The sequence below is a fragment of the Hymenobacter segetis genome, from assembly GCF_054776495.1.
In genome coordinates, this window is sequence record NZ_BAAHBV010000002.1 from 1,580,734 (window position 1) to 1,605,484 (window position 24,751).

Annotated in this window: 17 protein-coding genes and 1 pseudogene; 5 read left to right on the forward strand and 13 right to left on the reverse strand. The window is 64.1% G+C overall.

From position 1 onward, the window contains the following. Positions 1-9 precede the first annotated feature (9 nt). The 7 genes from ACYU70_RS16935 to ACYU70_RS16965 form a co-directional block, all read right to left on the reverse strand. The gene (locus ACYU70_RS16935) at positions 10-1,329 is read right to left on the reverse strand and encodes an alpha/beta fold hydrolase (RefSeq protein ID WP_342298839.1); all 1,320 of its coding nucleotides are present in this window, start codon (positions 1,327-1,329) and stop codon (positions 10-12) included. Positions 1,330-1,512: 183 nt separating this feature from the next. Further along, entirely contained in the window at positions 1,513-2,556 is a 1,044-nt protein-coding gene (locus ACYU70_RS16940) for a M28 family peptidase (RefSeq protein ID WP_342298837.1), read from the reverse strand. Positions 2,557-2,670: 114 nt separating this feature from the next. Beyond that, positions 2,671-4,212, reverse strand: a complete 1,542-nt coding sequence (gene cysS, locus ACYU70_RS16945) for a cysteine--tRNA ligase (protein WP_342298835.1) — start codon at positions 4,210-4,212, stop codon at positions 2,671-2,673. Between the two features lie 189 nt (positions 4,213-4,401). Beyond that, a complete protein-coding gene (locus ACYU70_RS16950) occupies positions 4,402-5,580 on the reverse strand; it encodes an endonuclease/exonuclease/phosphatase family protein (protein ID WP_342298833.1) in 1,179 nt (392 codons plus the stop codon). Positions 5,581-5,640: 60 nt separating this feature from the next. Further along, a complete protein-coding gene (locus ACYU70_RS16955; protein ID WP_342298831.1) occupies positions 5,641-7,038 on the reverse strand; it encodes a chloride channel protein in 1,398 nt (465 codons plus the stop codon). 85 nt (positions 7,039-7,123) lie between these two features. After that, the gene (locus tag ACYU70_RS16960) at positions 7,124-8,482 is read right to left on the reverse strand and encodes a DUF389 domain-containing protein (RefSeq protein WP_342298828.1); all 1,359 of its coding nucleotides are present in this window, start codon (positions 8,480-8,482) and stop codon (positions 7,124-7,126) included. Positions 8,483-8,535: 53 nt separating this feature from the next. Next, a complete protein-coding gene (locus ACYU70_RS16965; RefSeq protein ID WP_342298825.1) occupies positions 8,536-8,946 on the reverse strand; it encodes a hypothetical protein in 411 nt (136 codons plus the stop codon). A 416-nt stretch (positions 8,947-9,362) separates the two neighbouring features. Between ACYU70_RS16965 and ACYU70_RS16970 the strand changes: the two genes are divergently transcribed. Continuing rightward, the gene (locus ACYU70_RS16970) at positions 9,363-12,890 is read left to right on the forward strand and encodes a DUF7948 domain-containing protein (protein WP_342298823.1); all 3,528 of its coding nucleotides are present in this window, start codon (positions 9,363-9,365) and stop codon (positions 12,888-12,890) included. 89 nt (positions 12,891-12,979) lie between these two features. On the opposite strand, the gene ACYU70_RS16975 is transcribed toward ACYU70_RS16970, so the two are convergent. Further along, entirely contained in the window at positions 12,980-13,807 is an 828-nt protein-coding gene (locus ACYU70_RS16975) for a cyanophycinase (protein ID WP_342298821.1), read from the reverse strand. Positions 13,808-14,106: 299 nt separating this feature from the next. Here ACYU70_RS16975 and mgtE point away from each other — a divergent pair, with 299 nt between their 5' ends. Further along, positions 14,107-15,483, forward strand: coding sequence for a magnesium transporter (mgtE, locus tag ACYU70_RS16980; protein ID WP_342298818.1), 1,377 nt, complete (start codon positions 14,107-14,109; stop codon positions 15,481-15,483). 29 nt (positions 15,484-15,512) lie between these two features. On the opposite strand, the gene arfB is transcribed toward mgtE, so the two are convergent. The 5 genes from arfB to ACYU70_RS17005 form a co-directional block, all read right to left on the reverse strand. Then, positions 15,513-15,917 (reverse strand): alternative ribosome rescue aminoacyl-tRNA hydrolase ArfB, encoded by a 405-nt coding sequence (gene arfB / locus ACYU70_RS16985; protein WP_342298816.1) that lies wholly within the window; start codon positions 15,915-15,917, stop codon positions 15,513-15,515. 88 nt (positions 15,918-16,005) lie between these two features. Next, positions 16,006-16,953, reverse strand: a complete 948-nt coding sequence (locus ACYU70_RS16990; protein WP_342298814.1) for a 3-oxoacyl-ACP synthase III family protein — start codon at positions 16,951-16,953, stop codon at positions 16,006-16,008. A 181-nt stretch (positions 16,954-17,134) separates the two neighbouring features. Next, positions 17,135-17,863: a head GIN domain-containing protein gene (locus tag ACYU70_RS16995; RefSeq protein ID WP_342298813.1), complete on the reverse strand. Its 729-nt coding sequence runs from the start codon at positions 17,861-17,863 to the stop codon at positions 17,135-17,137. Between the two features lie 228 nt (positions 17,864-18,091). Continuing rightward, on the reverse strand, positions 18,092-19,522 hold the full coding sequence (locus tag ACYU70_RS17000; protein WP_342298812.1) for a carbohydrate porin: 1,431 nt from the start codon (positions 19,520-19,522) through the stop codon (positions 18,092-18,094). A 67-nt stretch (positions 19,523-19,589) separates the two neighbouring features. Beyond that, positions 19,590-20,012, reverse strand: a complete 423-nt coding sequence (locus ACYU70_RS17005; protein WP_342298811.1) for a winged helix-turn-helix transcriptional regulator — start codon at positions 20,010-20,012, stop codon at positions 19,590-19,592. 142 nt (positions 20,013-20,154) lie between these two features. On the opposite strand from ACYU70_RS17005, the gene ACYU70_RS17010 reads away from it, so the two are divergent. The 3 genes and pseudogenes from ACYU70_RS17010 to ACYU70_RS17020 all read left to right on the forward strand — a co-directional run. Continuing rightward, the gene (locus ACYU70_RS17010) at positions 20,155-21,066 is read left to right on the forward strand and encodes an NmrA family NAD(P)-binding protein (RefSeq protein ID WP_342298810.1); all 912 of its coding nucleotides are present in this window, start codon (positions 20,155-20,157) and stop codon (positions 21,064-21,066) included. A 169-nt stretch (positions 21,067-21,235) separates the two neighbouring features. Further along, the gene (locus tag ACYU70_RS17015) at positions 21,236-22,018 is read left to right on the forward strand and encodes an alpha/beta fold hydrolase (RefSeq protein ID WP_342298809.1); all 783 of its coding nucleotides are present in this window, start codon (positions 21,236-21,238) and stop codon (positions 22,016-22,018) included. 555 nt (positions 22,019-22,573) lie between these two features. Next, positions 22,574-24,751: pseudogene (locus tag ACYU70_RS17020) on the forward strand (hypothetical protein); the annotation flags it as partial.

Here is a 24,751-nt window from a genome sequence, read left to right on the forward strand (position 1 = left end):
AGCCCGCCCCTACGGCCGCCCCAGAAACGCCAGCACCGCCGCGTTGAACATGGCGGGGTCTTCGCGCGGGGCGTAGTGCGTCAGCCCGGGGAAGATGTGCACCTGCCCGTGCGGCAGGCTGCTGGCAATAAGCCGGGTGTGGGCATCCTGAATCAGGTCGTGCTCGCCGGCCAGCACCAGCGTGGGCGCCGTGATGCCGGCCAGGTCCGTGGCCTTCATGCGGGGGTAGTCGAGGAGCAGCACCATGAGCGGGCGCATCTGGCGCATACGCGGGCTGAGGGGGTAGAGCCAGGTGGTCAGGGTCTTGCCCTTGTGCACTTCCTTGAGGGTGGCGGCGGTCACGGCCAGGGTGTCGGCCCAGAGGTTGGCTCCCATCGTCACCAGCTTCTTCACCTGCTGCGGGTGGTGCAGGGCCAGGCTGAGGCCGGTGTTGCCGCCGTCGCTCCAGCCCACGACGTGGGCGGCGGGGATGTTGAGGGCCGTGAGCAGGGCACTCATGTCCTCGGCAAAGAGGTCGTAGGTGAGCGTCTGCTTGCCGTTGGTTGATTGGCCCTGGGCGCGGGTGTCCACGGCGATGACTTGGTAATGCTTAGCCAGCTCGGGAATCTGCCCATTGAAGGCCGAGATGGACTGGCCGTTGCCGTGCAGCAGCAAAAGCGGCTCGCCCTGCCCGTAAGTCTCGTAGTAGAGCTTGATGCCGTTGAGGGCCACCGTGTGGCCGGCGGCGGGATTGTGGCCGTAGGCAATAGCGCCCTGGCCGATGATTTCGAGGTAGTGGTTGCCGCCCGCCTCAGCCGCCGTGCGGTAGCGGAAGGCCGTGTTGAGGTACAAGGGCCGCCAGCCGTTGGGGAAGCCGCTGGCGCTGTCGGCGCGGGCGGCTTCGAAGTCGCCGTTGGCCAATGGTACGGCCTGCCACTGGCCTTTGGCGGTGGCGATTTCCAGCTTGAAGTCGTCGTAGCCGAAGGTGCCGTTGAGGTACACATTCGCGTTGACGACCAGCTGGGCGGCCGTTTTGGGCAGCGTGCCGGCCAGGGCAAAGGTGCGCCACTGGCCGTCGCGGCGCTTGGCGCGCATCTGGCCGGGCTTGCTCATGCTCAGAAACTTCTTGTTCTTGTCGAACACCACCACGAAGACGTTGGCATCGGCGCTGTCGCCGGCCGGGGCCTCCACTTTCATGCGGGCCGAGAGGCGGTAGGGCTTCCCGGCGAAGGGCTGCACATCCACCCGCTGGCGGAAGTAGAACAAGGCACTGACTTCGGTTTTTAACTTACTCTGGGCCAGGGCAGGCAGGCTGAGCAACAGCAGCAACAGGAGAGAGGAAAGACGCATCAAGAGCCGGAAAGGAAGGTTGGGGTGAGCCCCATTGATACAAAAAACGGCCGGCGGGTTGCCCCGCCGGCCGTTTTTTGTGACTGCCTTTCCCAGGCTGTCCTTCCGACGCAGGAGGAATCTGGGGAACCCGTCCAACGGCTTTACTCAGATTCCTCCTGCGTCGGAAGGACAGCTCTTTGCCTAGTCCACGTACAGCGTCTGCAGCATGGTCTGGCCCACCGCCTTCATCGTGTTGCGGTCGATGATGGCCATGTTGTCGGTGGTGGCGTGGTGGTAGGCGGGGAAGTAGTCGGTGGGCGAGTTGTAGTGGTAGATGTCGATGGTGGGGATGCCGGCCCGGTTGGTGTACACGTGGTCGTCGGTGATGCCGCCGGTGTCCTCGTAGCGGAAGTAGTCGGAGTAGCCCAACTGCGAGGCCACGCCCCAGATTTTATCGAGGGCGGTGCGGGCGTTGGTGCGCGAGGTTTCCTCGCGGGTAAACTTGCCGTTCTTCGCTCCTACCATGTCCAGCAGCACGCCGTATTCGGCCTTGTAGTTGGCGGGCAGCATATGCGCCGCCCAATACTGCGAGCCCAGGCACCAGGAATCAGTACCGCTGCCGTCGAGCTGGTTCTTGAGGTCCTGCTGGGTGGTGTCGTCGTGGCCCCAGTCCTCAGCATCGAAGAAGATGAAGTCCACGCCCACGTTGGGGGCCAGCGAGTCGGGTTGCAGGCTGAGCTGGCGAGCCATTTCCAGGGCCACAGCTACGGCGCTGGCACCATCGGAAGCGCCGTCCATCGGCGCATTCTTTTTCACCTTGTCGTTGTCGGCAAAGGGGCGGGTGTCCCAGTGGCCGAAGATGGCCACGCGCCGCGCCGCCTGCGGCTGGTACTGCGCAATGATGTTGCGGGCGTGGATGTTGGTGCCATCAAAGGTCATCGCCTCAAAGGGCTGCTCCATCACCTTCAGGCCGTAGCTTTTGAGCTTAGCCACCAGCCAGTCGCCGGTGGCGCGGTGCGCCTTGGAGTTGGGCACGCGCGGCCCGAACGCCACCTGCTTCGCCGTGAAGGCATAGGCCGAATCGGCATTGAAGACCGGGGCTTTGGGCAGCTTGGCTTCGGCCGGGGCGCTGGTGTCAGCGGTTTCGGAGGGCTTCTTTTCGGGGCAGCCGGTGAGGAACAGGAGGCCGGCGAGCGCGGCGAGGGGAAGGCGGAGGGTGCGGAAGTTCATGTTCTTTACGGTCATCCTGAGCGCAGCGAAGGACCTTATCCCCGCTGCGCCGTTCTTAATTACTGCAAGTTGTTCATCGGTGAGAAGGTCCTTCGCTGTGCTCAGGATGACAGACGATTTTGGCCGTCTCTACTCCTCGCTATACGCCCACTCCACGCCGGCCTTGGTGTCTTTTATCACGATGCCCTGGCTTTTGAGGGCGGCCCGGATAACGTCGACTTTATCATAAGCCTTTTCGGCTTTGGCTTCGGTATAGAATTCCAGGGTGAGCTTGAGGAGCTCCTCGGCGTTGGCGCGGGGCTCATCCTGCAGGCCCAGGATATCCGACACCACGGCGCGGTAGGCTTCCACGGCTTCGGTGAGGGAGGCGGAGGAAACGGTGGCCATCGCGGCCGTGGTCGCGGCCAGGGTATTGAACTTGCGCAACAGGTTGAACAGGCTGGCAATGGCGCGGGCAGTGTTCAGGTCATCGTTCAGGCCCACGAATACGTCGGCCACCAGCTTGCGCAGCTCCGTGTCGCCGGCGGCGGTGTCGGGCTGGCGGCCTTCGGCCAGCGGGGCCACCGTGCGGTCGCGGATTACCTCGCCGGAGAGGCTATCGGCCGAGAGGCGGTCGAGCAGGCGCAGGCCGTTCATCAGCTTGCGGTAGCCTTTGCGGGCGGCTTGCAGGGCGTCATCGCTCACGTCGACCGGGCTGCGGTAGTGGGCTTGCAGCAGGAAGAAGCGCACCACCATCGGCGAGTAGCCGAAGGCCAGCGGCCCGGTGGGGCCCTTGAACATATCGCCCAGCAACACGAAGTTGCCCAGGCTCTTGCTCATCTTGGTGCCGTTCACGGTTATCATGTTGTTGTGCACCCAGAAGCGGGCCTCGTCGGTGTGCGAGTGGCTGCCCTGGCTCTGCGCAATCTCGCATTCGTGGTGCGGGAACATGAGGTCGAGGCCGCCGCCGTGGATGTCGCTCAGCTCGCCGAGGTACTTGCGGCTCATGGCCGAGCACTCCAGGTGCCAGCCGGGGAAGCCTTCCCCCCAGGGCGAGGGCCAACGCATGATGTGCTCGGGCGAAGCCTTCTTCCAGAGGGCAAAGTCCAGCGGGCTGCGCTTCTCGCTCTGGCCTTCGAGGCCGGCGCGGGTGTTAGCCATCTGGTCTTCGATGCTGCGGTTCGAGAGCTTGCCGTAGCGCTTGCCTTCCTCGTCGTACCTGGGCACGTCGAAATACACCGAGCCGTTGACTTCATAAGCCAAACCGTTGGCCATGATTTCTTCAATCACCTGAATCTGCTCGATGATGTGGCCGCTGGCCTGGGGCTCAATGTCGGGCGGCAGGCAGCCGAGGCCCAGCATATGCTGGCGGTAGCGGTTGGTGAAGTGCTGGGCCACCTGCATGGGCTCGATGCGGGCGGCACGGGCGGCCTTCTCCATCTTGTCCTCGCCGGTGTCGGCGTCGCTTTCGAGGTGGCCCACGTCGGTGATGTTGCGCACGTAGCGCACCTGGTAGCCCAGATGGCGCAGGTAGCGCGTGAGCACATCAAACACCACGGGGCCGCGGGCGTTGCCGAGGTGGGCTTCGCTATACACGGTGGGGCCGCACAGGTACACGCCCACCTGGGGCGGGTGCACGGGCTGGAATTCTTCTTTCTTGCGGGTAAGCGTGTTGTAGAGCGTGAGCGACATGGTACAAAGGTAGCGGGCCGGGCGACGTGCGCCGGCTGGCAGGCCACAACAAAACATTAGGGCCTTTTGCTCAACCCGCCGGGATGTTTTGTGCAAAAAATGCAACTGCAGTAGGGGCGGGGCTGGCCCCCGCCCGGTCGTTGAGCGGAGTCTTCGTGTAGGAACGACGGGCGGGGACCAGCCCCGCCCCTACTGCAATCGGTACAACGCTTCCACGGGGAAATGGTCGCTCCACTTAATTTCGCGGTGCACCTTACAGGCCAGCACCTGCCACTGCTTGCTGGCAAACTGCTGGTCGATGCGCAGGCCGGGCAGCTTGCCATTATACGTGGCCCCGAGGCCGAGACCGGCGGTGGCCCAGGCGTTCTGAAGGTGGTCGGCGAGCTGGTCGTAGGTATAGGAATAGGGCAGGTCGTTGGTATCGCCGGCCAGCAGCACGGGGTAGGGCGAGCGGGCCACGCGGGCCACCAGGGTATCGACCTGCACGCCCCGGGCCACGGCCCCGTTGCGGAAGCGGCGCAGCAGGTTGGGGGCCTTCTGGCGGAGGCCGGCGCGGCTTTCGGTTGCGGTGGCGATGTCGCTTTCGGCCATGGCCATGCTTTGCAGGTGCAGGTTGAAGACGCGAATGGTGTCGGGGCGGGCGCGGCCGGGGGCGGCGGGGCGGGCCAAATCGGCCCACATGGCGTGGTTTTGCGAGAGCTTGCCGAACGGAATGACGCCCTGCCGCACGATGCGGAAGCGCGAAAAAATAGCCAACCCGAACTCGGCCCCCGCGCTGTTGGTGAGGCTGGTGGATACGAAAGCGTGCCGCCCGCTGCCCTTGCCCAGCTGGTCTTCCGACTGGAAAATGCCGCCGCTTTCGCGGGAACGGCGCGGCTCGTTGTAGAACTCTTGGAGGCAGAGCACGTCGGCCGGGCTGGTGGCCAGCCAGTGGATGAAGCCCCTGGAGGAGGCGTAGTCCGGGTCGCGCAGCTGGGCATACACGTTGAAGATGCGGACGTTGGCCGAGAGCAGGCTCACTTCGTTGGCCCGGGGCAGGAAGAAAGCGGAATGCAGCGTTTCCTTCCCGCTCTTGAATTCCTCATTCTTCGTCCTCGCTTCCGCATTAAGCGGAACGTGCAGGGCCAGCCCGCGCTGCACGTGCGGCCACGTGAGGCCCAGCGCCACGATGGGCAGCACCGCCACGCGCCAGTTGCGCCGCAGCCAGTACAGGGCCAGCAGGGCCGTGAGCAGCAGCGCGCCCGGCGTGGTGAGCGCCCCAAACACCACCGGCCAGAACGCGCCGGCCGGCACCTGCTCGCAGGCAATGGCCAGCAGCAGCCAGGCCAGGGTCAGCAACGTAAATTTGAAAGCGAAAGAGCGGCGCACAGCAGAGGCAACAGAGCCGGCAAAGGTAACGGCTGGCCCGCGCAGCGGCTGGCCGGGCTTTTAATCGGCCGGCGGGGCGGGCATTGGCCGGCCGGTTCGTTCGGCCTCGCCCGTTTCACGGATGAAGCCGGCCTTGAGGTGCTCATAGAGCGAGTGCGGGTCGATGAGCGAAGCCACGCCCTGGGCCAGCAGGCCACTAATGAGCAGCTGGAAGATGGCCGAGTGCCGGTCCGTCATCTCCAGCACCAGAATGGCGGCCGTGAAGGGCGAGCGCACCACCCCGGTCAGAAAGCTGACCATGCTCACCAGAATCAGCAGGTTGCGGTCGGGCACGGCCACATCGAACACCTGGCAGATGCCATCGCCCAGAATGGCCCCGGCGCTGAGCGAGGTGGCAAACACGCCGCCCGCCCCGCCGCTGCTGTAGCTGAGCGCCATGCCCGCGAAGCGCACCGGAAACAGGTACCACGGTGTCACGCCATTGTTTTGGAACAGCAGGCGGTTGATAATGGGCTTGCCCGTGCCCACGCCCTCAATGCCCACCCAGTAGGCCAGCCCGCCCAGCAGCAGGCCGCAGCCCAGCACCCAGCCCGCCTGCGCGGCCAGCGTGGTGAAGCGCTGCCGATAGCGCCCCAGCCACAGCAGCGTTTTGGCAAATACCGCCCCGGCCAGCCCGCACACCAGCGCCACTATCACCACCAGCAATTGCCCCCACCCTGCCACCGGAATGATTTTCGGAAAGCCCAGGTACAGATAAGGCCCCAGAAACGTCTGGGCGGTGAGGCCCGCGATGATAACGGCCGTGAACACGGCCATGCGAAACCGCGCCATGTGCATCTGGGTCAACTCCTCCACCACAAACACAATGCCGCCCAGCGGCGTGTTGAAGGCCGCCGCCAGGCCCGCTGCGCCGCCCGTAACCAGGGCAATCTGGCGCGAGAGCTGGGGCCAGCCCGCCGGTTGCAGCTTGTTGATAGCCCGGAAAATGGCCGCCGAAATCTGGATGGTGGGGCCTTCGCGGCCAATGACGCCGCCGCCCAGCAGCAGCACCACGCTGCTCAGCACCTTGACAATGGCCACGCGCAGGCTCAGCAAATAGGCCGTGCGGCGGTGCTGGCTGGGATTCGATAGCTCGATGCCCGCCATGACCTGCGGAATGCCACTGCCCCGCGCCGCCGGGGCCCACTGCCGCACCAGCAGCCACGATGCCCCGAAGGCCAGCGGCGTGAGTACAAACGCCAGCCAGGGTGTGCGCGTCAGCCAGGCAAAGCTCATCTGCTCGGCCCAGCCAAACACTTTCTCGTAGCCCACGGCCACCATGCCCGTCAGAATGGAGGCAATCCAGAACGGAAAGCTCTGGAGAATCAGCCGCCGCACCCGGTCGGTATAGAAGGGCCGGATGATGCGCTGGTCGAGCCAGGCCAGCACACGGGCGTAGCGGGAGGGAAATTCAGGCATTGGGGGGGGAGGCGGATGAACTACAAAGGTCGGGCGGCGGCCGCCAGCCGCGTCCGTTCGGCGGAAATCAAGCTGCTCGAACCCGCTATTTCGGGCCTTCCAGCAGCAGGCGCACGGGCTGGCGCGTACCGGCGCGCACAGTCAGCCATTGGGTGAGGCGCTGCGCTTCGGCGGCGGGCAGCGGCTGGGTGGTGCGCAGCGAAACAACGACGGCAGTATCGGCCCGGAGCGAGTCGGCGGCGGGCTGCACGAGGCGGCTCAGGCCGAGCTGGCGCACGGTGGGGTGCTCCGCCTGCACTTCGCGTAGCAGCGTTGCGGGTGCGGGCAGGCCGGTTTGGTCCGCTTGCTGCGTCAACAGTTGTTGCAGCTGCGCTAGGCGGGCGTCGTAGCTGGCCAGGGTTTGCTCGTTGCGGCTGCGCACGTCCTCCAGCAGGCTGCTGCGCAGGGCGCGGGCATCGGCCGAATCGAGCTGGGCCAGGCCCTGGCGCACCGTCAGTTGGGCGCGGCGCAGGTGGTACGCATCCAACCGGGCGCGCACGGCGCGGAGCTGCGCGGGCGTGAGGATGCGGCCCGTCAAGAGCACGTTGATGGCACGCTTGTCGTATTCGATGCGGCGCGTGACCACGTAGGCACCCGGCAGGTTCAACTCCTCGTCCACGAACTGCTGGGCATTGTGCTCGAAGGTGGTGCGCCGCACGATGCCGGCCGCCAGCCACACGCTGGGCACGGCCGTGAGCACGGCCACCGACCAGAACAACACTTTAGCCCGCCGGGCCTGCCGGGGGTTTTCAAACTCGAAGTGCGGCAACGGTAGGATGCGCGCCACCAGGAACATGGCCAGGCTGATGAAGGCCGCATTGATGCAAAACAGGTAAAATGCGCCGGCCATGAAGGCCCAGTGGGCCGTGGCCAGTCCGTAGCCCACAGTGCACAGCGGCGGCATCAGGGCCGTGGCGATGGACACGCCCGGCACCACGTTGCTCACCTCGCGCCGGGTGAAGCCGATGGCCCCGGCCGCTCCGCCAAACAGGGCAATGGCCACGTCCCAGGTAGTAGGCGTGGTGCGGGCCAGCAGCTCCGAACCAGCATCGGTGAGCGGTGTGAGGCGGAAATATAGTGCCGACACCAGCACGCTGAGCCCAGCCGCAATGCCCAGGTTCTTTAGCCCCCGGCGCACCAAATCCACATTAGAAGTAGCCGCCCCAAAGCCCACACCCACAATTGGCCCCATGAGCGGTGAAATGAGCATGGCCCCGATGATAACCGCTGTGGAGTTCACGTTCAGCCCCACCGAAGCCACCAGAATGGCAAAGAATAACACCCACAGATTCGTGCCTTTAAAAGCAATGCCGGCCTCCACGTCGGCCACAATTTCGGCCGGCTCGGCCATGTCGTGGGCGAGGTCAAAACGGGTGCGGAACCAGCGAAAAAAGGGCAACTCCATACGAAACCTGGTGGGTGGAAACAAAAGAAGCGGGATTGGGGAATGGCCGTGGCCTACCCCGCTTCCAGCCATGACGTAGCCGACGCAATATCATTAAAGAGTGCTACCTCGGCGTAGTGGCGCAGGGCCTGCACCACGTCGTCGGTGTGCAGGCGGCGCTGCGGGTTGGGGCTGGGCAGGGCGGCGTAGCGCACGCGCGGTATCTCCTCGGTGGTGTGCGGAAACCAGTCGGTGAGCAGCCAGTCACGGTCAACCTCGTCAAAGGCGGCCGGCATGGCGCGGTGGTCGGCCAGAATGCGGCGCAGGTCGTAGCGCAGCAGCAGGTTGCGGGCGTGCACATACAGGGCGCGCAGCTCGGCGCTGTGCAAGGGCTCGCCCGTCCAGTGCAGGTACACGAAGGAGCCGGGAACGTACAGGACCGACCCGACAGCGTTGGAAAAGTAATGTTTCGTTTCTTCTAGCATTAAAATGGATATCCTTGGTAACCCTGAGGATAAGCAGGCATTCAGCGCAGCTTGGCAACGCCGCTTGAGAGGAGCTTTAACGGAAGCCCCGGCGCAAAGGACGGAATTCACCGGCACAGGTCCTGGCCGCAGCCTCACCAACCCGCGCAAATGGAGCGTGGGCAGTGCTGCCATCCGCGCCTGAGCGGCGGAGCAGATGGCCGGGTGCTCTCGCTGTTACATCCCGTACATTGTGCTGCATAACGCAAGGATACCGGTGGCCGCCAATGCTGACGGCCGTGCTGTTCATCATGGCATCACCCGCGCACGAATTTTGCACGATTGCCGTTCCGGCCAAAGCCCCCTCCTTCCCTTGGGCGGGCTCCGCTTTTTCCCCAATCTTTGCCTTTCCACCCCTTTCTGCCTCTGGCGTTTCTATGCCCATACCTTTTCGCTCGTTGAGCCGCTTTGTGCTGGCTCTGATATGTTGTTCGGCCTCCTTCTCTCGCCCCGCCCAGGCGGCGCGAGGCGCGGCCGTAGCACCTTCTAGTCCCAGCCTCGAATTCGTGCAGAACAAAGGCCAGTGGGATGGCCGCGTGCGCTACGAGGCCAACCTGCCAGCCGGCACCCTCTTCGTGCTGCCCGATGCCCTGACCTACGCTTTCCTGGACCCCGCCGCCCTGCACCACCACGACGGCACCACCCGCCCTGCCGGCACTGCCAAAGCCTCCGACATCGCGGCCCACGCCTACACCGTGCATTTTGAGAAAGCCAGCGCCCGCGCCCGCCTCACGGCCGAAACGCCCACGGCGGGCGAGCGCAACTACTTCATCGGCACCGACCAACGGCGCTGGGCCAGCCACGTGGGCGCGTTCCGGCAGCTGCGCTACACCAGCCTGTGGCCCGGCATCGACCTGACCTTGTACGAAAACGCCGGCCAGCACCTGGAATACGACGTGCTGCTGGCCCCCCGCGCCAACCCCGCCCGCGTGGCCCTGCGCTACGACGGTGCCAGCGCCCTGACCCTGGATGCGGCCGGCAACTTCGTCATCAAAACCACGGTGGGCACCACTACCGAGCTGGCCCCACGGGCCTGGCAACTCGATGCCGCCGGGCAGCGCCAGCCGGTGGCCTGCCGCTACGTGCTCACGGGCAGCACCCTCACCTTCGCTCTCGGCAGCTACGACCACGCCCGCGCCCTGACCATCGACCCCACGGTGCAGTTCTCCACCCTCACGGGCTCAACGGCTGATAACTGGGGTTTCACCGCGACTTATGACAACGCGGGCAATATGTACTCGGGCGGCATCGTGGCCAGCAATTTGGGCGGAACCTACCCGGCCACGCCGGGCGCGTTTCACACCACCTTCAGCAGCATCGAGGACATTGGCATCATCAAGTACAACACCAGCGTGAGCGGCGCAGCGGCGCGGGTGTGGGCCACCTACCTGGGCGGCGGCAGCAGCGAGTTTCCGCACAGCCTAGTGGTGAATGCGCAGAACGAGCTGGTGGTGCTGGGCAGCACGTCCTCCACCAACTACCCTACTACGACCGGCGTGGTGCAGCGCAACTTTGGAGGCGGCTCTTACCTCGACCCTTTCGGCGACGGCGACCCCTACAACATGCCCAACGGCTCCGACCTGTTCGTGACGCGCTTCAGCGCCGATGGCAGCCGGCTGCTGGCCAGCACGTACCTGGGCGGCTCGGGCAACGACGGCGTGACCCAGTCCGCGCTGGCGGCCAACTACGGCGACACCTTCCGGGGCGATGTGCTGCTCGACGGGGCCGGCAACGTGTACATCGCCAGCAATACCTTTTCGCGCAACTTCCCGCTGATGAACAACGGGTTTAACAACGTGCTGGCGGCCGGTGGGCAGTCCGATGCGCTCGTCTGCAAACTCACGCCGGGCCTGAACGTGATGCTCTGGGCCGGCTACCTGGGCGGCCTCGGGGCCGATGCCGCCTACTCCATCCAGCTCGACGCGCAGGGCCGCACCTACGTATGCGGTGGCACGGTCTCGACCGATTTTCCGACCACCGCCGGAGCATACCGCCGCACCGCGCCCGGCTTCATCGATGGCTTCGTGGCCCGCATCAGCGCCGATGGCCGCACCCTGGAGCGCAGCAGCTACGTGGGCACCAGTGCCTATGACCAGGCCTACCTGCTGCAACTCGATGCGGCGGGCAATGCCTACTTATTGGGCCAGACGCTGGGCCAGTACCCCGCCACGCTGGGCCTCTACGCCACGCCCAATGGCACGCAATTCATTCAGAAACTGAATCCTGACCTCACCGCCAGCCTCTACAGCACGGCGTTTGGCAGCGGCAGCAATGCCAACGGCCCCAACCTGGTGCCCACGGCTTTCCTGGTCGATGACTGTGAGCGGGTGTACGTGTGCGGCTGGGGCGGGCAAGTGAACAGCCCCAGCCGAACCGGCATCAGCTACCTAGGCGGCAGCACCACCGGCCTGCCCACCACCAGCGGGGCGGTCCAGACCACTACCGACGGCTCCGATTTCTACCTGGCCGAGTTCTCGGCCGGCATGACCCGGCTGGAGTACGCCACCTTTTATGGCCAGAATGGGACCCGGGAGCACGTCGACGGCGGCACGTCGCGCTTCGACAAGCGCGGCGTGGTGTACCAAGCGGTGTGCGCCAGCTGTAGCAGTAACCAGGGCTTCCCGCTACCGCCGGGCGCGGGCACCTACACCGTGCGCAACGGCAGCTCGAACTGCAACAACGGGGCCTTCAAAATGAACTTTGAAGTGCTGCAGGCCGACCCCGGCCCGCGCCGCTATGTGTGCCTCGACAACGGCCCCGTGGCGCTGGCCGGCAGTCCGGCGGGCGGTGTGTGGGCCGGGCCGGGCGTGCAGGCAAACGCGGGCGGCGGCTACCGCTTCGTGCCCACGGCCGTGGGGCCGGGGCAATACGTCATCAGCTACACGGTGGCTACCACCGGCATTTGCCTGAGCACCCGCAGCGTGCGCTATCTGGTGGCCCCGCCGGTGGTGCCCACGTTTGCGCCGGTGCCTCCGCAGTGCGTGGCCGGGGCGGCGGTGGCGCTGGCGGCCACGCCGGTCGGCGGCACCTTCAGCGGGCCGGGCGTGGGCAATGGTCGCTTCGACCCGGCGGCGGCCGGCGTGGGCACCCACACGCTCACCTACAGCGTTGCCGACTCAATGGGCTGCGGCACACTCAGCCAGCAGGTGGTAGTGGCCCGCCTGCCGGCCATCACGCCCGGCCGTGATACCACCCTGTGCGCCGACCTGCGCCAGCCCTTCCAGCTACTGGGCTACGCACCGGCCGGGGGCGTGTGGAGCGGCACCGGCGTCACGGCCGGCGGCTTCTTCACCCCGCCGAATACCGGCAACCGGGGCGGTGTTTTCCCGCTCACCTACACCGTGACGCAGGGGCCCTGCCAGGCCACGGCCACCCGCACGGTGGTGCTGGCGCCCGTGTCGGCGCAGGATGTGGGGCTTAACCTGCCGGTGTGCGCCGCCGCGCCGCGCTACACCGGCCTCGCGCCGTTCGACTGCCCGTTCTCGCCGGTGCTGCTGGCCCCGCACGCCACGTATAGCTGGGATTTTGGCGATGGCAGCGAACCCAGCATCTTGGCTGAGCCGAAGCACCGCTACGCCCAGCCGGGCACCTATCACGTCACGCTCACGGCGCGCTACGGCAACTGCGAGGTGCTCACCGGCTTCTCGCCCGTGGAGGTGGGCGAGGTGTTCATGCCCAACATCATCACCCCCAACGGCGACGCCGCCAACCAGACCTTTCAGCCCCGCTTCAGCTGTCGGCCGGCTTCGCTGGAAGTATACACCCGCTGGGGCCAGCGCGTGTATCAAACCGACGACTACCACAACAACTGGGACGCCACCGGCCTGCCCGACGGCATCTACTATTACCAGCTGCGCGACGCCGACAACCGCCGCGCCAAAGGCTGGGTAGAAGTACGCCGGTAGAATGCTGTCATTCCGAGCGGAGCGAGGAATCTGGGTAAAGCCGTCCAAACAGCTTATCTCAGATTCCTCGCTCCGCTCGGAATGACCAATTATTCCCCGGCGTGCCGGGCGGCCCGGCCCGGAATATCCACCACCTGCCCCGCCACCAGCACGTGCAGCTGCAAGCCGTGCCCGCTGATAACCGCACCCTCGGCCAGGCCGGGGAGGTTGTTGTGGGTAACCTGGGCCGCGTCGATAACCACCACGGCTTCTTCGCCAAACACCTGCGCGGGCTGACCGGGGCGGATAATCAACCCCGTTTCCTCGCTCAAACCTATGCCTAATAATTCAGGCTGGGCCAGCACGGCGTGCATGAGGCGCGGGTAGCGCCCGCGTTCGGCAAAGTGCTGGTCGAGGAGCACGCCGGGTAGCAGGTTCAGGCCGGGCTGCACTTCGATGCGGCCGCCCAGCAGGCTGCGCCAGCCGTGGCCGTCCACCAACATAAACTCGGCCACGGCGGAGGCCCCGGCGCTGGTGCCGGCGATGATGAAGCCGGCTTCGGTCTGGTATTTCTGCTTGAGAATGGCCAGGAATTCGGTGCCGAGCAGGAAATCAGTGAGGCGCTCCTGGTCGCCGCCGCTCATGAAAACGAGCGCGGCCCGGCGCAGGCGCGTGAGCGTGGCGGGGTCGTCGGCGGGGTGGTCCTCGTTCACTTGCAGGTGCCGCACGTGGGGGCATCCCAGCTGGTGCCAGGCGTGGGCGTAGGCGGCGGCAGTGCGAGCGGGCTGGCGGCGGGTGGCCGTGGTCAGCACTTCGATGGGCAGGTTGCGGTCGGGCAGCAGGCCGGCTAGTAGGGTGAGCAGGGGGTCGTCGTCACCCCCGCCGAGCACCACGAGGGTGCCCAGCGGCGCGGCAATGGGAGAGTCATCTTCAGGCATGAGCACGGGGATTGGGCGGCAAGATGGGGCGGCGGCGGGGATTTGGGGGCGGGAGGGGGAAATTGGTCTGTCATCCTGAGCGCAGCGAAGGACCTTACCACGCCAGCGCCGTATGAGGCCACTGCAAACGGTAGCAGACATGGTAAGGTCCTTCGCTGCGCTCAGGATGACAGACGTTGCTCAAACAACAAACCGCCCCGCCCTACCCATTTACCGCCCGCTTCGCCCTACTTTTGTGGCGCTTATTCCCTTCATCAACCCCGCTTGCCTAGCGAAGCACCTCCCCCTCCTTCTTTTTCATGCAGCCGCAGACCGTGGAAACCATCACGTCCCTGATTCAGGAGGGCGAATTTTTTAAGCTCAAGCAGCTGCTCCGCGATTTTCAACCCTCGGAGCTGGTATCGCTCATTGAGGCCGAAGAGGACCGGGAACAGCTCATCATTTTCCGACTGCTGCCGCTGAAGCTGGCCACCGAGGTGTTCGAATACCTCGATTTGGAGGAGCAGCGGCACTTTCTCGACAACCTGGCCCAGGACAAGATGGCCGACATCCTCAACGAGATGTCGCCGGATGACCGCACGGCCCTGCTGGAATTTCTGCCCGCCAACTTCGTGGCCGAGCTCGTGCAAAGCCTCTCCGAGGAAGAGCGCAAGGTGACCCTGCAACTCCTGGGCTACCCCGAATACTCGGTGGGCCGCCTGATGACGCCCGACTACATCGCCATCCGCGAGAACTGGACGGTGCAGCAGGTGCTCGACTACATCCGCCAGCACGGCGGGCAGTCCGAAACGCTGAGCATGCTCTACGTGACCGACGCGCAGGGCGTGCTGATTGATGACATCCGCATCCGCGAGTTTCTGCTGGCCGCGCCCACGGCTCGGGTGCGCGATTTGATGGACCGCCGCTTCGTGCAACTCACCGTGACGCAGGACCAGGAAGAGGCCATCGATGTGTTCCGGCGCAACGACCGCAACGCCCTGCCCGTGGTTTCGGACCAGGGCATCCTGCTCGGCATCGTGACGATTGATGATATCCTGAGCATCCGCGAGCAGGAAGACACCGAGGACATGCAGAAGCTCGGCGGCTCCGAAGCCCTTGATGAGCCATACCTCACCATGCCGCTCATGAGCCTGGTGCAGAAGCGGGCTGGCTGGCTGGTGGTGCTGTTTCTGGGCGAATTGCTCACGGCCTCGGCCATGCAATTCTTCGAAGGCGAGCTACAGAAAGCCATTGTGCTGGTGCAGTTCGTGCCGCTCATCATCAGCTCGGGCGGCAACTCGGGCTCGCAGGCTACGTCGCTCATCATCCGGGCCATGGCCCTGGGCGAGTTCACGCTGGGCGAGTGGTGGCGGGTGCTGCGCCGCGAGCTTATCACCGGCTCGGCCTTGGGCCTGATTCTGGGTTTGGTGGGCTTCAGCCGCATTGCCATTTGGCAGAGCATCACGCCCATTTATGGCGAGCACTGGCTGCTGGTGGCCGTCACGGTAGGCATTGCGCTGGTGGGCATCGTGCTGTGGGGCTCGCTGGCGGGCTCCATGCTGCCGCTGCTGCTCAAGAAGCTGGGCCTGGACCCGGCCACGTCCTCCGCACCCTTTGTGGCCACGCTAGTCGATGTCACGGGCCTGATTATCTACTTCTCGGTGGCCCTGCTGATACTGCGCGGCACGCTACTATAGGTTCTTCACTTTTAAGTCAGGTCAGAAAGCTACTCCAGCCGCCGCCGGTTAGCCTTCTTCTCGCCCTGAATCTTCTTGCCTTCCAGGCGCTTGCGCACGGCCCCTTTACTGGGCTTGGTGGCCTTGCGGGGCTTTGGGCGGCGCAGGCTTTTGAGGAGTAATTCGTGGAAGCGGGCCAGCACGATTTCCTTGTTGCGGAGTTGGCTGCGGTCGTCCTGCGCGGTGAGGAGCAGCAGGCCGTCGGCGGTGAGCTGGTTCGCCAGCTTCTCCAGTATCAGCTGCTTCTGGCTGTCGGTGAGGATTTCGGAGTTCAGCAGGTGCCAGCGCAGCTCCACGCGCGACTCTACCTTGTTCACATTCTGCCCGCCCGGCCCGCTGGCCCGGCTGGTCTGGAAGGTGATTTCGGGGAGGAAAGCGGCGGCGGGAGGAAGCATTGGGCAAATGTAGGGGCGGGGCTTGCCCCCGCCCGAATCGTAAGGCTCGTCCGCTGAACATCCGGGCGGGGGCAAGCCCCGCCCCTACCTACTTATTAAGCAGCATCGCCCCGTAGGAATACCCGCCGCCAAACACCGTAATAATCACCTTATCGCCGCCCTTCAGCGTGTCCCATACCTCGGCCAGGCCGATGGCAGCACCTGCGCAGCCGGTATTACCGAGGCGCTCGATGTTGTTCACGGTGCGTTCCAGCTCGATACCGAGCTGCTTGGCCACGTTTTTCGAGATGCGCAGATTGGCCTGGTGCGGGATGAGGTAGGTGAGGTCGGGCGTGGCGATGTGGTGCTTGTCGAGCAGCGTTTGGGTCACGCGGGCCATGTAGGTGCACGCCTGCTGAAAGACGTCGCGGCCGAAGGGCATCACGATGCCTTTTTCTACCGGCTTGAGGGTCACGGCCTCATCGGCCTTGCCCACCGGGGCCGCGCCGCCGGTGATGACTTCGGCAATGTGCAAATCCCCGGGGCTGATGCGCTCTTTGCTGATAAGCAGGGCCGCCGCGCCGTCGCCCCAGAGGTGGCCGGCCATGGTATCTTCCTCGTTGTTGTAGGCGGTGTTGTGCTCGGTCACGACCACCACGGCGCGGCTGGCCTTGCCCATGGCGAAGTAGCCCTCCACAATTTCCACGGCGTTCAGCAGCGAGGAGCAGGCCGAAGAAATGCTGACGGTCGGGATTTCGTTGATGTCCAAATCGCGCTGCACGGCGTGCGCGGCGGTGAAAATGGTATCGTGCGGCGTGTAGGTGCCGGCCACGATAAGGTCGACACTAGCCTGGGCAAAAGCGGGGGCAGCGGCCAGCGCAGCGCGGGTAGCGGCAATGGCCATGGTGTTGGCATTCTCGCCGGGGCCCGCTTTGCGGCGCTCCTGAATGCCGGTGCGCTCAATTATCCACTCGCTGGCCAAGCCATTAAGACGAGTGAAATGAGCATTGGTGACGACGGCCTCCGGGAGGTAGGCCGCCACATGATGAAGATACACGGGGTGGTATTGGGTGAAACGCAAAGCCGGCAAGCGGCCCCACAAAGGTACGGCCCGCATTCCCCGGCGGTCGGCCCGCTATGGCCATATGCCCGAATTTTATACCAGCAGGCCACTATCGGCCACCAAAAAGCCCCAGCCGCTGCTTGCGGCCGGGGCTTTTCCACAGTCTTTTAGGCGGTTATTCCTTCGTAATCCGGCCGCTGCCGTGCACGGCGCTGCTAAGCTGCGCGCCGCCGGCCACATACATATTGCCCGAACCCGAAATCGACGCATCGGCCGTGCGGCTGGCGTACACATGCGCGTCACCCGAGCCGCTGATGCGGGCGCGGCTGGTTTCGGTTTTCAGGTCGTGGGCCTTCACTTTTCCCGAGCCGCTGATGCGAATTTCGTTGCTGGGGCAGGTGCCGCCCACCGTCACATCGCCCGAGCCGGATACGGCCGTTTCCAAGTGCCCGGCCTTGAGCTGCGGCACCAGCAAATCGCCGGAGCCGCTCACGGCCAGCGTCATGGCATCAGCTTGCAGCGCGCCGTTCACTTCCATCTTGCCCGAGCCGCCCACGCGCAGCGCCGTCAGGCTGGGCGCGGTCACGTACACCGTCACGGGGCCGTGGCTTTTGTTGCTGAACATTCGGCCCGAGCTCTGGCGGAAGCCCAGACGAAGCTGGCTGCTCTTCACCTCAGTCTCAAAGTCCGCCAGGTCCTCTTTGCTGGCTTCCACCACCACACTTTGGGGGCTGCCCTGCTTCACCACCACGCGGGCCGAGCCGCCAAGGCTGATTTCGGTGAACGAGCCCACCGAGCGGGTTTCGCGGTCACTTAGGGGGCTGCTATTGGTGAAGGACGAGAGCGCGCCCACGGCCAGCACCAGCAGGCTGGCACACATCGAGGTAATCCGAAAATTCTTCATGCGAAAAAAGGGTAAAGGGTGAGTGAGTAAACCCGGTTACCGTCATGATGCCGTCGGCGTTACAGCGGTTGCCCGAAGTTATTTCTTTCTGCCTTTTTTCTACCGCAATTTTCAATATTGACGATGTAGGGGCGGGGCTTGCCCCCGCCCGCCGTTGAACGGAATCGCTGCAACGATGCGAACGGCGGGCGGGGCAGGCCCCGCCCCTACCCTAGACGGACCGCATAGTTAGAACTCCACATGCAGGCGCACGGCCACCACATGCACCGGCCCGCTGCGGTCTTTATTATAAGCCGGGTTGATAACCAACTGATAATCGGGACTGATGGAGGCGTGATAAGCGTGCAGCGCGAAGCTGTAGTACACTTCGCCAATCTGCTCCAGGCCGTAGTTCAGCGCCCCGCTGTTAGCCACGTAGCCCGTGCCGGGGCCGTCGCCCACGATGAAGCCGTAGCCGCCGGCCGCCAGGTAGGCGCGGTGCTCGGGGCTGAGGCCGTTCACCACAATGGCCGCGCCGAGGCGGTCGTCGGGCCGGGCCCAGCGGTCGCCGGTGCTGGCAATGCCGATGCTGGCGCTGTGGTCGATTTCGGTGAAAGCCCAGGTTTCGTTCTTGCCGTCGTTGTAGCTCACGCGGGCAAACAGGCCCACATTTTTGGCGATTTCCTGCTCGGCGTTCAGGCCGAAGCCGAGCTTAGTGTGGCCATCGTGGCGCACCAGCGTCACATCGGGCTGCTCGCCGGTGAGCTGGGCCAGCCGGATGGCCGTGTTATAGGTCGCCATGGCCGCCACGTTGCGGAAGCCCAGCGCCCGAATAGTGCCCTGCCGCCCCTTGAGGTGGTACACTTTGGTCAGCTCCACGGTTTCGGCGTGGGCCGTGCCGTAGTGAAAATCCAGGATGGGGCCGTTGGCCAGCGTGGGCATGAGCGTGGAGGCAAACCGGGCCGTGAAACCGGGCGTGACGTACTCAAAAACCCCACCCACGGTGTAGCCGCGCGTGTTGGCGGCGTAGTCCCAGGCCCCGGCGCTCATCAGGCTCCAGTTCAGAAACTGGGTGCGCGGGTCGTGCGAGTAGCTGTTCTGGTCGAAGAAATCGGCGGTGCTGAACTTGCCCAGGTTGACGGCGAAGTAGCGCTGGGGCGTGGGGCCAGCCACTTGGTTGAGGTCGTCGAGGTCCATATCAGTCGCCGTGCCCAGCGCAAACACCTGCCGCAAATACAGCCGCGCCAGGTACAGGTTAGGCGACGGGTCGCCGATGCGGAACGTCTCGCCGTTGGTGAAGCCGGCCACGCCGCGCGCGCCGCTCAGGCCGCTGCCGCCGGCCACTTCGGGGTTGAAATACACGGCCGCATTCTTCCACAGCCGCCGCCCGATAAACACCGTGCTCGTAAAGGAAAGCTTCGCCGATTCGCGGTCGGCCAGGCTAAAGTCGCCCGAATAGGGCGTGGTCAAATTATTGTGCCACTGGTCGATGAGCGTCTGCTGGAAGTGCAGGCTCCAGTTGCGGGCCTTTTCGATGGGCTGGTGCATGGGCTCCTGGGCCGAAGCGGCTTTGGGAGGCGTGGCAGGCGTGGCAGAGCCGGGCGGCGTGACCTGGGCCAGGGCGGGCAGGGCCAGCAGCAGCGCCCCGGCAAGGAGTAAATATGTGTGTTTCAGAACCAAAAAAATTAAGCAGGTCTAATAAAATGAGGCGAAAGTTCCCGCTCCGCAGATGTTGAACGAGTGAAGTTTACCCAACGCCTACCGTCGTGGTCAGGGCCAACGTTTCGGGTAGCCCGCAGCCGACCGTGCGGCCCAGGTACTGCTTGCCCCAGCCCACCAGCTCGCCAAACAGCGGCTGCACGCGCTGCCCCTGCTCCGTCAGGCTGTAGTCGACGCGCGGTGGCACGGTCTGGTGCACGGTGCGGGCCACGATGCCGTCGGTTTCCAGCTCGCGCAGCTCCTGAATCAGCATCTTCTCCGTGATTTCGGGCATCAGCCGGCGCAGCTCGCCGTAGCGCCGGGGTTCATCCAGCAAGTATGAGAGAATGAGCAGCTTCCACTTGCCGCCCAGCACGTTGAGGGTGGTGCGCACGGGGCACGTCAGGTTACGCTCGGTATCGGCCGCAGACCAGTATGCTTCGGCCGTTTGTTGCTTGGTGAGTTTCGACATAAAATTATTCAGCTGATTAACAGCGATTTTTACCTTTAGGTAAGTACCCTACTTTTTAGTAGGTACTTGCGAAAAGCAAAGGTAAGCCGCCACCTTTGTATCGCCGCCGCGCAACAATGCCCCGGCCCAACCTTTTGCTCTTATGTCCAAGAAAATCACCGTCCTCGGCGCTACCGGCCACATCGGTACCGCCCTCGTGCACAGCCTCCTGAAACAGGGCCACCAGGTTACGGCCGTGGCCCGCCCCAGCGCCCGCCTCGATGCCCTGGCCCAAGCCGGCGCCACCATCAAAGCCGGCGATGCCCACGACGCGCCCTTCCTCACCGAAACCCTGCGCGGAGCCGACGCCGCCTTCCTGATGATTCCGCCCAACGTGACCTCGCCCAACGTGCTGGCCTTCATGGACCAAATCGGCGAAGCCACTGCCCAGGCCGTGCGCGAATCCGGTCTGAAAAACGCCGTGCACCTGAGCAGCATCGGGGCCGATGAGGCCGCCGGCACCGGCCCTGTGGTGGGCCTGCACCGCCAGGAAGCCCGCCTCAACGCCATAGAGGGCCTGAACGTGGTGCACCTGCGCCCGGCTTATTTCATGGAAAACCTGCTGGCCAACGTGGGCATGATTCAGCACATGGGCATCGCCGGCTCGGCCACGAAAGCGGATGTGGCGTTCCCAATGGTGGCGACCAAAGATATCGCCGCCAAAGCCGCTGAGCTGCTGGCCGCCGATAAGCTGGAAAACCATGCCGTGCAGTACATCCTGGGGCCGCGCAACTACACCCTGGCCGAGGCTACGGCCGCTATCGGCCAAGCCATTGGCCGGCCGGAGCTTCCCTACGTGGCCTTCTCCTATGAGGATGCTAAAAAGGGCATGGTTGGCGCGGGTTTGAGCGAAAATCAGGCTGACCTCTACGACGAGATGACGCGCAACATCAACGAAGGCAAGTCGATGGCAGACGGCCCGCGCGATGCGGCCAGCACCACGCCCACCACGGTAGAAGAATTTGCCCAGACGGTGTTTGCGCCGGCTTTCAAGGCGGCCACGACAGGCGCGTAGGCAGAGGGTTGAGTAGATAAAGGCCGTCATGCTGAGCGCAGTCGAAGCATCTCTATCGTGCAAGTAATTATTTGCTCTCGCGGTAGAGATGCTTCGACTGCGCTCAGCATGACGGCTTTTCGTTTGTTCATAACAGGCTTTCGCAGCCCCCGCACCCTACTTTTGCCCCATGCCGCTACTTCATTACCTCGACCAGGGCCAGGGCCGCCCGCTGGTTATCCTCCACGGCCTGTTTGGCACCCTTGATAACTGGCAGAGCTTGGCCCGCCGCTGGGCCACCGAAGCCGGCCTGCGCGTCGTCAGCGTGGATTTGCGTAACCACGGCCGCTCTTTTCACAGCGCGGAGCACACCTACGCCCTCATGGCGCAGGACGTGCTGGAGCTGTTCGACCACCTGCAGCTCGGCCCCGATACCACGCTCATGGGCCACAGCATGGGCGGCAAAGTGGCCATGCGCCTCGCCCTCGACCACCCCGAGCGGCTGGCCCGGCTCATTGTGGTCGACATTGCCCCGCGCTTTTCGGATATGGAGCACCAGGACGATATCCTGGCCGGCCTGCACGCCGTGGACCTCAGCACCATCACCAACCGGCAGGAGGCCGATGCGGCGCTGGCGCAACACGTCGGCAACCTCGGCACCCGGCAGTTTTTGCTAAAAAACCTCTACCGCAAGGAGGACAACTCCTTCGCCTGGCGCATCAACCTCGACGTGCTGGCCGCGCAGCTGCCCGCCGTGGGCGAGGAAACCACCGGCCCAGCGCCGTTTCTGAAACCGACCCTGTTCATTCGCGGCGGCAAGTCAGACTACATCACCGCCGAGGATAAGCTGCACGGTATTCCGGCATTATTCCCGCATTCGCAGGTGGCTACCGTGGTCGATGCAGGCCACTGGGTGCACGCCGAGAAGCCGGAAGAGGTGTTTGGGCTGGTAAAGGCGTTTGTGCAGCAATAGGCATGCCGTAACAAGTGCACTAGCTGCTTGCCGGCGTTAGCTTTCCCGCCTAAGATACCAATATCGCAAATACCTTGTGTACAGGTATTTAACATTTATATTACGTAAGAAGGCATCGTTTTTTTCACTGCTTTGCTTTAAGGGCTGGCGGAAATACCCTTATGCAGACTTGCATGATAATACTGTTTCTTCGATTAAAAAAATATTGCTTTGATTAAAATATTTATTTAAAAAGTTTTAAAATATTTTAATTTCATTATTCACATAATTTGTTTAACTAAAGACTGTGACTATTGCTTTGGTATTGCCTGATTTTCTCCATTGGCATTAGCAATCTGTGCTTCAACACTTGTGATTCTGAAATCGCGAAAAAAATATGATTTAATAAATATATTATAAAATTAATGCTTGTTTAAATAAATACAAAGGTTGGAAAGTGTGAAATGAAAGAAATAATATTGTGCTCTTCCTCTGGCATAATTTATACTTTTTCTTTCTTCAACAAAATTTCCACACCGCATGAAAACTCAATTACCTCTGAGGGTTTTATTGAGCATGACATCAGCTGGGGCCCTTGTGGCCGTACCAATGCTGAGCCATGCGCAAACCGGCATTGGCACGCGCACCCCGGACCCGTCGGCCGCGCTCGATATTTCGAGCAGCAACAAGGGCCTGCTCATCCCGCGAGTGGCACTGCAATCGGCCACGGACAACACAACGGTTGAAAAGCCGGCCACCGGGCTCATGATTTTCAACACCAGCGACGCGCTTCCGGGCGGGCCGGGCCTCTACTACAACGCCGGGGGAAACACCGGCGGCAAGGGTGCCAGCCCCACCAATTGGGTGCGCGTAGCAACCAGCGGTGCGCCCGTAGGCATTGACACCTGGCATTCGGTGGCTAAAGTTGCGCCCATTACAGTGCTGGGCACCGCAAACTCCGGCAATGGTTCGGCGGCGGCCTCTGGGTCTTTCATCAACAACGGCACTGCGGTACAGAACCAAGCCAGCTTTAATATTGACGGCTCTGGTACGCTAGGCGGCAATCTGACGGTGGGGGGCAATGCCACCTTTCCCGCGCTGGCAGGGGCAGTAGGTACCACCCGGCAGGTGACGGTTGATGCGACCGGCAAACTGCTGACGCGCCCGCTCGATGTATTGACCCTGAGTGGCCAGCAGCTCAGCCTGGGTGCGGGAACCACCGCCGTTACGCTGCCGGCCAGCACCGTAACCATTGGGAACACCACAACCGGGGCCGCCGGCACCAATGCCGCAGTCACCAACAGCGGCACCAGCACCGCCGCCGTCCTGAACTTCACTGTGCCCAGAGGTGCCGTTGGCTCGACCGGCCCTCAGGGGGCCACGGGGGCTACCGGGGCCACGGGCGCAACAGGGCCAGCGGGCGCGACGGGCCCAATTGGTGCTACCGGACCCGCTGGTCCTCAAGGCATCACGGGGGCCAAAGGCGACATCGGTGCTACGGGGGCTACCGGCCCGCAAGGTCTTCAGGGACTGACTGGCCCCGCGGGTGCGCAAGGGCCTATTGGCACGACTGGAGCGCAAGGCGCTACTGGCCTCACCGGGCCTCAGGGGGCGCAGGGCCTCACCGGCCTAACCGGGGCGCAAGGGCCGAAAGGCGATATCGGAGCCACCGGAGCTACCGGGGCCACGGGCCTAACCGGTGCCACGGGCGCTACCGGCGCTACCGGGGCCACGGGAACCAAAGGCGATACGGGCGCGACGGGGGCGACGGGCCCGATTGGCTTGACTGGGGCCACCGGTGCGAAAGGTGATACGGGGTCTCAAGGCCCCGCAGGGCCAGCCGGTGCCCAGGGTGCCACCGGCCCCGCCGGGCCACAAGGTGTAGCTGGTAATACTGGCTCACAAGGGCCAACCGGCCTGACGGGTGCTCAGGGTTCGCAGGGCGCAGCAGGGTTGCAAGGGGCCCAAGGCTCAATGGGCTTAACGGGCGCACAAGGGCCAATTGGCTTGACTGGCGCCACGGGCGCAACCGGAGCCACGGGCGCAACCGGCGCAACCGGCCCAATTGGACCTACCGGTGCTACCGGTGTGCAGGGTGATGTTGGCGCTGCTGGTCCGCAAGGCCCCATCGGCCTGACTGGTGCCACCGGCCAAAAAGGAGATACGGGAGCCCAGGGCCCGGCGGGCGCGGCTGGCGCACAAGGAGCCACTGGCCCAGCGGGCCCACAAGGTTTGCAAGGCATAGCCGGTACTACGGGCTCGCAGGGTCCGATTGGCCTGACTGGCTTGCAGGGTGTACAAGGTCCGACAGGCTTAACGGGTGCTCAAGGGCCGAAAGGTGATACGGGCCTGCAAGGGCTTACTGGTCTGACGGGGGCCACGGGGGCTACCGGCGCTACTGGGGCTACCGGCGCAACGGGTGCCAAAGGCGACATTGGTGCTACGGGGGCTACCGGCCCGCAAGGTGCAGATGGCCCGCAAGGTGCTACCGGCCTCAGTGGACCAGCAGGTGTAGCCGCAACAATTGCTGCAGGCAGCGTAACGACTCTTGCACCTGGTTCCTCAGCAAGTGTAACGAATACTGGCACTAACACAAATGCTGTTTTTGCATTTGCTATTCCTGCTGGCCTGAAAGGCGATACCGGCGCAGCTGGCAAAGACGGCACCAACGGCACCAACGGCACCAACGGCGTTGACGGCGCCAAAGGCGATACCGGCGCAGCTGGCAAAGACGGCACCAACGGCACCAACGGC